Below are 3,980 nucleotides of genomic sequence, written 5' to 3' on the forward strand. Positions count from 1 at the left end.
CATCCGCTTCGAGCGCTACGGAGTCGTAGCCCTGGATCAGTGGATAGAGAAACTCATGAATGGCGATCGACTCGTTTGCCTTGTAGCGCTTGTTGAAGTCATCGCGCTCAAGCATGCGTGCCACTGTATGTGTCGCGGCGAGCTTGATCATGTCGGCACTCGTGAGCTGGTTCAGCCACGTCGAGTTGAGCACCACACGGGTGCGCTCGGCATCGAGCACCTTGTATATCTGGGCTTCGTAGGTTGCCGCATTCTCGGCGACCTGCGCTTCATCGAGCGGCTTGCGGGTGACGTTCTTGCCGGTGGGATCACCGATACGGCCGGTGAAGTCGCCGATCAGAAACACCACATCGTGGCCCAAATCCTGGAACGTACGCATCTTGTTGAGCAGCACGGTATGCCCCAGATGCAGATCCGGCGCGGTCGGGTCGAAGCCGGCTTTGATCACGAGACGCTCCCCCGCCTGTGTCGCCTGCTCGAGGCGTGTACGAAACGCCTCCTCGGGAATGATCTCGTCACAACCCCGACAAATTTCGGCCCATATATCCTGCATCGACGAACGACTCCCTGGCGCGATCTACACTGGTTCGGCCGCTCAGTCTAGCGGTTTCGGACTTGGCAAGCATCCAGCTTTATGCTTTTCTATCCGGATAACTGCGGGCAGTAAAGAGGGGTGCCCGCGGCAAATCCCCACTTTCCCAGCACGGCTCGGCGTCATTTATATGGGCAAGATCGATACGGACTACCTGTGGCTGCACGAACAGCCCCAACCGCCGAGCTCGCGCCTTCGCCGCCTGGCCCTGATTCTCGTCGTGCCACTTATCGGTGGTGCCGCCTGGCTGACGGCCAGCCCGCAGACCCTGCTCGTTGACGACCGCGAGCCGCAAGGCGTCGAGACGCGAGACAACGGCGACAACGACATGGCCGCAGCCGATGTCGATGCATCGATCGGCCCGGGCCGCACGCAGGTATCGCAGGCGCTGCGTTCCGACAATGCAAGCGGACTGTCGCAGGACGACCTCGCGCTCAGCGACGATGATGCCAATGCCCTTGAGGTGCCGGTCGCGCCAATCGACCCCGATCGCGCAGCAACCGACACCGGCGATATCGACGCCACAACTGGCCTGGCGGATATTGTCGACACGGGTGTCGTACAAGATAAAGCACAACAACATGACAATGCCGCCATCGCCACGCCGCGGGACAGCGGCCCGCGCTGGCACGATGTGACCATCCGCAAGGGCGACACGCTCTCGATCGCGTTCAGCCGCAACGAATTGTCGTATGCCGACTCGCTGGCGATCGCGCATATGAAGGAGCACGGCAAGCGCTTTACCCGCGGGCTGCGGGCCGGCGACACGATGCGGGTCAAGGCCGATGCCGATGGCCACGTACTCGCGCTGGATTTCCCTGTCGATCCGCTGCACACCTTGCAGGTTCGCCCGCAGGGCAACGGCTTTCGCGGCGAAATGGCGCTGGCCGATGTCGAGCATCGCAATGCCTTCGCCAGCGGCATCATCGACACCAGCTTTTATGTCGATGCGCTGGAGGCCGGCCTGTCGGACCGCCAGATCATGAAGCTGGTCGAAATCTTCGGCTGGGATATCGATTTCGCCTTCGACACCCGGCCCGGTGACCGTTTCGTGGTCGTCTACGACGAGCTTTACAAGGACGGCGACAAGATCGCCAACGGCGATATCCTGGCGGCCTCGTTCATCAACCGTGGCCGCGACGTACGCGCCGTGCGTTATGCCGAAGCCGGCGATGACCAGGGCACGGTCTATTACTCCCCCGACGGGCGCGCGATGAAGAAAGCCTTTATTCGTACCCCGGTGGATTACACCCGTATCAGCTCGGGTTTCAATCTGTCGCGCAACCACCCCATTCTCAATCGCATTCGTCGCCACGAGGGCACCGACTACGCCGCACCCAGCGGCACGCCGATCAAGGCCACCGGCAATGGCCGTATCGTCTTCCGTGGTCGACGCGGCGGCTACGGCAACATGATCATCGTGCGCCACGACTCGCATCTTTCCACCCGCTATGGCCACATGTCGCGCTTCGCCAGCGGCTTCGGTGTCGGCAGCAAGGTGAAGCAGGGCGACGTCATCGGCTATGTCGGCATGAGCGGCCTGGCCACCGGCCCGCACCTGCACTATGAATTCCGCGTCGACGGCAATCCCAAGGACCCGGAACGCGTCGATCTGCCCAAGGCGCTGCCCCTGCCTGGCGAGTACATGGCCGATTTTCGCAAACACTCGGCGCCACTGCTCACGCAGCTGGACACGCTCACCGAAACCGAGATCGCAAGCGCCGGTACGAGCGGTAACAACGAGCCGAACTCGGCCAACTGACAGCAAAGCCCGGTCGTGTCTGGCAGGATGCAGACTCCGCCTGCCAGCGCACGCAGCCGACGCTGCGATGCCTGCAGCAGCCATCCGCCATCCCATCGCGACGCGCTGATATGAACGACGCCCGCTACTATATCGGCCTGATGTCAGGCACGAGCGTAGACGCCGCGGATGCCGCGGTCGTGCGCTTCGATGCCGCCGGCAATCGGCCGCAGATCCTGGCGACGCATGCGGAGCCACCCGAAGCCGGACTGCGCGACGACCTGCTTCATCTGTCGCAACAGGTCGCCGGCGTGTCGTTATCTAAATTCGGCGAACTGGATCAGCGCGTGGGCGAATGGTTCGCGCGGGCGGCGATTGCCGTGATGGACAAAGCGCAGGTCGGCGCCGACCAGATCGACGCAATCGGCAGCCACGGCCAGACCGTGCGCCACGAGCCCGACGCCCGCTACCCCTTCAGCCTCCAGCTCGGCTCGCCCAGCCGTATCGCGGCGCGTACCGGCTGTCGCGTCGTCGGGGATTTTCGCAACAGCGATATCGCCATCGGCGGCCAGGGCGCGCCGCTCGTGCCCGCCTTTCATCGCAGCGTGTTCGCCAATGCCCAGCGCCACCGCGTAGTCGTCAATATTGGCGGCATCGCCAATGTCACGGTGCTGCCCAGCCAGTCGGTCGACGACCCGCATGCGGTCACCGGCCTGGATACCGGCCCGGGCAATGCGCTCATGGATGCCTGGACCGCTGCCCATCTCAAACGGCATTACGATGCCGACGGGCGCTGGGCCGCCAGTGGCCGCGTCAACGATACGCTGCTCGCACACATGATGGCCGACCGCTATTTCGCCCGCCCCGCACCCAAGAGCACCGGTCGCGAATATTTCAACCTCGACTGGTTGCGCGCCCAGATCGACAGCCTGGCCAGGCGACCCATTCCGGCCGACGTTCAGGCCACGCTCTGCGAATTCACCGCGCGTAGCGTCGCCCAGGCCATCGACGAATACGGCCCCGGCGACGAAGAAGTGCTCATCTGTGGCGGCGGCGCACACAACAGCGAACTCTATCGCCGCCTCGCTCAATTGCTCGCGCCACGCGAACTGGCCGTTACCGACCGCTACGATGTCGACGCCGACTGGGTCGAAGCCGTGGCCTTCGCGTGGCTGGCCATGCGCACCGTCAATGGCTTGAGCGGCAACGTGCCCGGCGTGACCGGCGCGGCCGCGCCGGTCGCCCTCGGCGGCATCTACCAGGCCGCCCTGCTGGATAACTGACAGCAAGCACGCGCGTCTCTTCTGTCGTCAGCCGCCCCGCGCCATACGGGCGTTTGCATAGCAAAATCTGCCGTCTTGTCGTGCAGCGCTGATTCGTCCGCGACGAAATCGTTTCCTGCAGCGGGTCGCTCAAACAGCGAAAGCCTTACCCAGCCGCAGGTGGTCGTCGCATTGGGATTGCGGATCACGAACTGCGCCGCGCTGCGCGCGGGTTTTGCTAGCGCAAAACGTTCGCATCTTTGTGCACCCCATTCGCCTGCGGCGAATTGCCCCTCACGAGGGGCAAGGCGCGCTTTGGTTTAAACAGCGAAGGAGTTGCCGCAACCGCAGGTGGTCGTTGCGTTGGGATTGCGGATCACGAACT

Annotated in this window: 3 protein-coding genes (1 of these 3 only partly in view); 2 read left to right on the forward strand and 1 reads right to left on the reverse strand. The window is 63.6% G+C overall.

Translation table 11 applies throughout. The annotated features are described in order from the left end of the window. On the reverse strand, nt 1–553 hold the 5' end (the start) of the coding sequence (tyrS, locus tag T5B8_RS12395) for a tyrosine--tRNA ligase (RefSeq protein WP_353179162.1). Its footprint begins 656 nt before the window's first position; only the first 553 of its 1,209 coding nucleotides appear in the window; the start codon lies at nt 551–553; the stop codon falls past the left edge of the window. 169 nt (nt 554–722) lie between these two features. On the opposite strand from tyrS, the gene T5B8_RS12400 reads away from it, so the two are divergent. After that, a complete protein-coding gene (locus T5B8_RS12400; protein ID WP_353179164.1) occupies nt 723–2,354 on the forward strand; it encodes an OapA family protein in 1,632 nt (543 codons plus the stop codon). Between the two features lie 110 nt (nt 2,355–2,464). Beyond that, a complete protein-coding gene (locus T5B8_RS12405) occupies nt 2,465–3,616 on the forward strand; it encodes an anhydro-N-acetylmuramic acid kinase (protein ID WP_353179166.1) in 1,152 nt (383 codons plus the stop codon). Nucleotides 3,617–3,980: the final 364 nt, after the last annotated feature.

The organism is Salinisphaera sp. T5B8 (assembly GCF_040361255.1).
In the GTDB taxonomy this organism is placed as follows: Bacteria; Pseudomonadota; Gammaproteobacteria; order Nevskiales; family Salinisphaeraceae; genus Salinisphaera.

Excerpts from the sequence above, each read along its gene's own strand:
- T5B8_RS12405 (WP_353179166.1), top strand. The coding sequence starts at position 2,465 with ATGAACGACGCCCGCTACTATATCGGCCTGATGTCAGGCACGAGCGTA.
- T5B8_RS12400 (WP_353179164.1), top strand. The coding sequence starts at position 723 with ATGGGCAAGATCGATACGGACTACCTGTGGCTGCACGAACAGCCCCAA.